Below are 6,217 nucleotides of genomic sequence, written 5' to 3'. Positions count from 1 at the left end.
GCTGATATATTGTTTCAACAATATCCTGTCTTAAAACAAGCTTACAGTTTATCTCAACAACTTAGAACTATCTATAATTCTACGACAGTAAAAGAAGTGGGATACACAAAACTTGCTCGTTGGTACAACGATGTTCAAAACACTGGATTAAAACAATTCAGTACTGTTATCAATACTATACAGGTTAATTACAAAACAATACTTAACTATTTTGATAATAGAAGTACGAATGCTTCTGCTGAATCATTTAATGCAAAAATAAAAGCTTTCAGAGCGCAATTTAGAGGCGTCAGAAATATTGATTTCGGATCAAAGTTAAAAGTTGGGGAGGAAATAGTAAAATAATATCTTTGTCTTATGATGGATAGCACAGAAATACTAAAACTAATCTTACCTGCTTACTTAGTAGAGCACTTCAATATTACTAAAATAGAAGAGTTAGAAACAAAACTACATATCTACTTTGAAGAAAAGAATAATTATGGGAATCAATGTCCTGAAAGACAACTAATTTCCAAAGGCTTTCATAGTATGATTACCATTGAAGACTTTCCATTACGAGGTAAATCAGTTAAACTACATGTACAACGTCGTCGTTGGACAGATAAACAAACAGGAGAAATTATATCACGTGATTGGAATATCATCGCAGAGGGAACACGAATGACTACTGAGTTTTCGGAGTTTTTAAAAAAAATTAGCCGATACTAAAATACTTAGCTGTAAAGCTATTGGTGAATTATTCGGTGTTAAAGGAGAGAAATTTCAACGTCAGTACAAACATAAGACTAGTGGTTTCAAACAATGGAATCAACATGAGCATGCACAAGATTGGCTACTCTACCCTCAAAATATAACTAGCCAACTATCCATAGATGAAGTTTGTCTATCCATGGGAGAATTGTATACTATACTGACCTCTAAAGCAGGTAAAGGTAAGAAGAGAACCATTGTAGCGATAGTTAAAGGAACAAAGTCAGATACTGTAATAAAGCATCTATCTAAACTCCCTAAAAAGCTTAGAGATAAAGTTACTGAGATTACCTTAGATATGGCCGGATCAATGAAACAAATCGCTAAGAAATGCTTCTGTAAAGCAGTACAAGTCATCGATCGTTTTCATGTTCAAAAGCTAGTAAGTGATGCCTTACAAGATATTAGAATAAAATATAGATGGGTAGAACTTGATAATGAGAACACTGCTATTTTAAAGGCTAAAAAAGAAGGTTATATGTATAATCCTGAAATACTTTCTAATGGAGATACTAGGAAGCAACTTTTAGCCCGTTCACGTTCGCTACTTTATAAAAATCAAATTAATTGGACACCAGACCAACAAGAAAGAGCTAAGATATTATTTGAATTATACCCTGAGATTAAACAAGCATATTTACTAGCTAATAATCTCAGAAACATATATAATTTAAAAATAGATAAAGAAATAGCGATGACTAAGCTTGCCCATTGGTTTAATGACATTGAAAAGGCTTCAATCAAATACTTTAATACGGTTTTAAAGACTTTTAATGTACACTATAACGAAATCATTAATTACTTTAATAATAGAAGTACAAATGCTTCTGCCGAATCGTTTAATGCAAAAATTAAATACTTCCGTATGATGTATAGAGGGGTTAGAGATAAGAAGTTTTTTCTTTTTAGATTAACTAAACTTTTTGCCTAGTCCCCAACTTTGGTCACTGATCCTTGATTTCTTCCTATACAGATTAGCTAAACTTTATGCGTAAACACAAATTTTGAGACTGATCCCTTTTGAGACTGATCCATAAAGATGAGTATGAATGGTAATCAATAAAAAAGGGAGGAAAATAAAAAAAGGAACCACTAAAAGTGATTCCTTTTGTCGGGGTGGCAGGATTCGAACCTGCGACCTCCTGCTCCCAAAGCAGGCGCGATGACCGGGCTACGCTACACCCCGATTGGGTCATCTAATATTTTTTAATCTAAGTTTGGGACTCGAACCCTGGCATCGGTTACCCGATGACAGATTAGCAATCTGCTCCGTTACCACTCCGGCACCTCTCCGTTGCTAAGAGAATTACTTCCCTATTGCGAGTGCAAACATACTACGAGTTTTTGTTTTGTGCAAATTTTGAAACCATAAAATAACTCTATTTTTCAATCATTTTTAACAATTACCACATATCGTATTATAAATGAGATAAATACCCTTGAATATTTTTTTTAACTTTTTTAAAAAAAAAGCACAACTACTCTCCATATTCTTCTCACCCCCTATGAATACTAGTATTTCTCCTACTTATAAAACACGATTACTGCTATAAAGTCACATATGTTTTATACTAACAGACTACAAATATTCCTTTTCAACCATTGCAAATACAGTCCCATATTTTAATTGGTGGACAATTCTTGGACAATAAGCAGTATATACTAGACTAGAGCTATCGTTTCTCCATCCATTGTTGAGATATTCACCATGTACTGTCCTATATCCGAAATATCTGAATAATACAACACCTCTTTTAAATAAGCCTTATTATCAAGATAGCATCTTGACTTAAAATCTTTCTAACACTTAACAACTTATTTTAAAACAGAAATAGTCACGGATTAAAAAAATGTGTATATTTGTTTTTCGTCTTTTACTTTTCGCGGTATCAGACATCGTATAGATAGTATTATTTAAACAATATAAAACTATACACGCTAACTAATTCAATTAATCATTTAAGTCAGGTAAGTCTCTTACCTGACTTTTTTGTTTTAGATTATAGATATTCTTGTTAGAGGAATTAGTACTTTTGTTTTTCAGTACCAATATTTGAAGTATAAATGGGAGATTTAAAGGCACACTGGGAAACTGTTTACAAAACAAAAACACCTAATCAAGTAAGCTGGACACAAGAGAAACCAATCAATTCTCTTAATCTTATAGAGAGTTGTAAGCTGTCCAAAGAAGCTAAGATTATTGATATAGGAGGAGGCGATAGCAATTTAGTTGATTACTTATTAGAGCAGGGCTACAGTGACATCACTGTACTAGATATATCTAAAGAAGCATTAGAACGCGCTAAAACAAGATTAGGAGATAAGGCTATACAGGTTAAATGGATTGAAAGTAATATACTGGACTTCCACCCTACTGAGCAGTATGATCTATGGCATGATAGAGCAGTATTTCATTTCTTAAAAGAAGGAGAAACTCGTCAATATACTGATCTAGTAGCTAAGGCTATAAATGGAGATTTAGTAATAGCTACATTCTCAAAACAAGGCCCTCTAAAATGTAGTGGATTAGATATCATTCAGTACAATGCTGAAGATCTAGAAGGGATATTTAAAGATTCGTTCTCTGTACAAGAGAGTTTCTATGAAGATCACATCACTCCTTTTAACACCACACAAAACTTTGTGTACTGTCATTTTAAAAAGAATAAATAATATATAGATATGGGATATAGTAGAGATATCAATTTTTCTTCAGACAGATTATCTTACCTAGTGGTAAATGATAGCTATAAAGAAGATATTTTTAATGCATTAACACCTACAGTTGCTAAGTTTTTACCTTTTATACCAACAGGTAAAATCGAAGACACTCAAGGATTTATTGATTACAGTCTAGATGTTTTAGACAAAGGAACAGATATCACACTAATCGCGGTAGATAAAGACACTAAAGAATTTATCGGATGTTGTGGTATCCACGATATTAACCCAGAGTCTATATCTTTAGGTATCTGGTTAAAAGAAGCAGCTTTTGGTAAAGGATATGGTCAAGAGTTAATCAAAGCACTAGAATCTTATGTAAACGAGAACTTAGATGTTGATTACCTAATCTACAATGTAGAGAAAGACAATCACGGAAGCATTAAGATTGCTGAGAAATTAGGATATATCTACCACAGTGATTTCGTAAGAAACATCAGTGAGCAGAAGATTCTTAATATGCTTCAGTACCGCAAAGACAATAAAAAGAAGTAATAAACTAAAGTTCAAAGGACCTAGTGTTCTTTGAACTTTTTTACAATACATTATGCATTACACAATAACAGAATTAGAACAGATTGACTTTAATACTATTCCTTGGGAGTTTTTAGTACATTATAACGGCCGTGCAGATGACCTTGCCCCTTTATTAACTCAGGCTATAGGCAGTGATATTAGAGAGAGTCGTTATGCCTTATTTTCTATAGCAAATAATATAGAACATCAAGGAGGAGTGATTACTACTACCCCTATCATACTTGTTCGCTTATTTCAGTTATTAAAAGAAACACCGCATAATCAAGATATGCTTCTTCGCATTATCCTAAAAGTAGCAAAAGCAATAGGGTTTCAGTGGGAGCTATTTAGAGATAGTAATGAGTTTGATAACATTCCTCCTATCCAAGAGCTTTACAGCACTCAATCTTCTTTCTTATGGCCTGAGTTTGAAACTAGAGAACAAGATGCTATTATTTGGGCAGCTACAGATATGCAAAAGGTATTTGACTACGCTTGGTTTTACACTAAGGAGGTATTGTGTACTTACCAATCTGTTTTAGAAGCGTTAACTGCTCGCGATGAGATAGAACAAGGGCTTATCTACGACATACTTACTGTAGTTAAAATGGTAAAAGACCAAAAACGAAACATTATTGATATCAATAAGACTTGGGAGAGCGACCATCTAAAATACACCATAGTAGAAGACGTTTTCTTAGGTTCTTTTTTAGAGAACTTAACACCAGAGATAACAAAGTACTTAAGCTTTGATGCTAATGGCAATCAACCTCTTTTAAAAGAGTACATCAGACGTTCTCGTATAGAAATAGCTAATGGTACAGCCTTAGTATTAGTCATACTTGATAAAGCTACTAATGAATTTATGGGAAGCTGTGGCCTGAGTGATATCAATGAAGATTCTGTAGAAATAGGCCTTTGGTTAAAAGCTAGTGCTCAAGGTAAAGGGTATGGTACAGAAGTAACTCAAAAACTAATAGACATCACTAAACAAGAGGTTAATACTAAATCGATTCTTTATGCTGTAGAAAAGGGCAATGACGCAAGTGTGATAATTCCTGCTAAGTTTGGTTTTACACATACGTATGATTTTATTATAGAGCCTAGTCCTCTTAAAAACAGAATGAGAGAAATGCAACTCTTCTCACTAACGCTAGCTTAAAAACAATGAATAGAACATTACCAATTATCTATCCAATTAATAGGTTTAAATTAGTTTTATATCTATTAGGAGCCTTGCTTTTAGTAGCAGCTGGAATACTTGTCTTCTATAATTGTTTAAACCATCAAGGGAGATACTTCATGGGATCTATAGAGCTAACATATATTCTAGCAGTACTGTGTATTGTATTTTTCGGATATGCTTCTATACTGTTTTGCTCTAAACTATTTAGCAATAAACCAGGTATTGTCATAGATGAAAAAGGAATAGTGGAGAACGCTACATCTGTCGTGAATGGTATAATCCCTTGGAAGGATATTACTTCTGTAGCACTGTATAAAATGCAAAGTAATAAGTTTGTATTAATCTATGTGCACAATCCTGAAGAATACATTGAAAGACAAAAGAATATCATCAAAAAGAAGTCCATGCAAGCCAATTTAAAAACGCATGGTACATCTATATTTATCAACACCAATATGCTAAAGATAACAGATGTAGAATTAGCTCTAGTTATTAAAGAACAATTAGCAATCAGACAAAACTAAACTCTACATTATGTCTAGACCTACCAATAAAACAGACTTATTAGCACTTTCTAGCAACTTATATGATAAACTAGTATCAACTATAGAGTCTATGGATAAAACTCGTTTAAACGAAGATTTCTCCTCTCTATCGCTTAATAAGAATGTAAGGGACGTACTAATGCATTTACATGAGTGGCATATCATGTTTCTTGCTTGGTATGAAGTAGGAATGGCTGGAGGCAAGCCTATAATGCCTACTGTAGGGTATTCTTGGAAAACTACACCTGAACTCAATATTGCTATTAATCAAAAACACCAAAATATCTCAGCTCTAAAAAGTATTGATAAATTCAAAGAATCTCACTTAAAGGTCATACAGATTATAAAACAACACAGTGATGAAGAACTATTCGAAAAGAAGAGATATACTTGGACAGGAAGTACTTCACTAGGTGCTTACCTAATATCAGCCACCTCTAGTCATTATGATTGGGCATTAAAGTTCCTAAAGAAGAATAGCATTAAATAACTACCC

Annotated in this window: 8 protein-coding genes and 1 tRNA gene; 8 read left to right on the top strand and 1 reads right to left on the bottom strand. The window is 33.3% G+C overall.

Translation table 11 applies throughout. The features are described from left to right. From BMX53_RS13980 to BMX53_RS13970, 3 genes are all read left to right on the top strand, one after another. The coding region (locus BMX53_RS13980; protein WP_143061428.1) for a transposase at positions 1-345 on the top strand (345 nt) is incomplete at its 5' end. A gap of 12 nt (positions 346-357) precedes the next feature. Beyond that, entirely contained in the window at positions 358-711 is a 354-nt protein-coding gene (locus BMX53_RS13975) for an ISAon1 family transposase N-terminal region protein (RefSeq protein ID WP_074747023.1), read from the top strand. Between the two features lies 1 nt (position 712). Continuing rightward, positions 713-1,684: an ISAon1 family transposase gene (locus tag BMX53_RS13970; protein ID WP_074747021.1), complete on the top strand. Its 972-nt coding sequence runs from the start codon at positions 713-715 to the stop codon at positions 1,682-1,684. 180 nt (positions 1,685-1,864) lie between these two features. On the opposite strand, the gene BMX53_RS13965 is transcribed toward BMX53_RS13970, so the two are convergent. Continuing rightward, positions 1,865-1,939, bottom strand: a tRNA-Pro gene (locus BMX53_RS13965). An 878-nt stretch (positions 1,940-2,817) separates the two neighbouring features. Between BMX53_RS13965 and BMX53_RS13955 the strand changes: the two genes are divergently transcribed. Genes BMX53_RS13955 through BMX53_RS13935 form a run of 5 tightly spaced genes read left to right on the top strand, consistent with a single transcriptional unit; the run spans position 2,818 to position 6,211 of the window. Continuing rightward, entirely contained in the window at positions 2,818-3,426 is a 609-nt protein-coding gene (locus tag BMX53_RS13955; protein WP_063175947.1) for a class I SAM-dependent methyltransferase, read from the top strand. A 9-nt stretch (positions 3,427-3,435) separates the two neighbouring features. Continuing rightward, positions 3,436-3,969, top strand: coding sequence for a GNAT family N-acetyltransferase (locus BMX53_RS13950; RefSeq protein WP_038984631.1), 534 nt, complete (start codon positions 3,436-3,438; stop codon positions 3,967-3,969). A 52-nt stretch (positions 3,970-4,021) separates the two neighbouring features. Then, complete coding sequence (locus BMX53_RS13945) at positions 4,022-5,152, top strand: GNAT family N-acetyltransferase (protein WP_063175948.1); 1,131 nt, start codon at positions 4,022-4,024, stop codon at positions 5,150-5,152. Positions 5,153-5,157: 5 nt separating this feature from the next. After that, positions 5,158-5,700, top strand: a complete 543-nt coding sequence (locus BMX53_RS13940) for an STM3941 family protein (RefSeq protein ID WP_074747019.1) — start codon at positions 5,158-5,160, stop codon at positions 5,698-5,700. Positions 5,701-5,710: 10 nt separating this feature from the next. After that, the gene (locus BMX53_RS13935) at positions 5,711-6,211 is read left to right on the top strand and encodes a ClbS/DfsB family four-helix bundle protein (RefSeq protein WP_074747017.1); all 501 of its coding nucleotides are present in this window, start codon (positions 5,711-5,713) and stop codon (positions 6,209-6,211) included. Positions 6,212-6,217 lie beyond the last annotated feature (6 nt).

This window comes from Myroides marinus, from assembly GCF_900109075.1.
GTDB lineage: Bacteria > Bacteroidota > Bacteroidia > Flavobacteriales > Flavobacteriaceae > Flavobacterium > Flavobacterium marinum_A.
The sequence above is the reverse complement of the archived record's forward strand: the minus strand, read 5'-3'. Positions and strand labels throughout refer to the sequence as shown.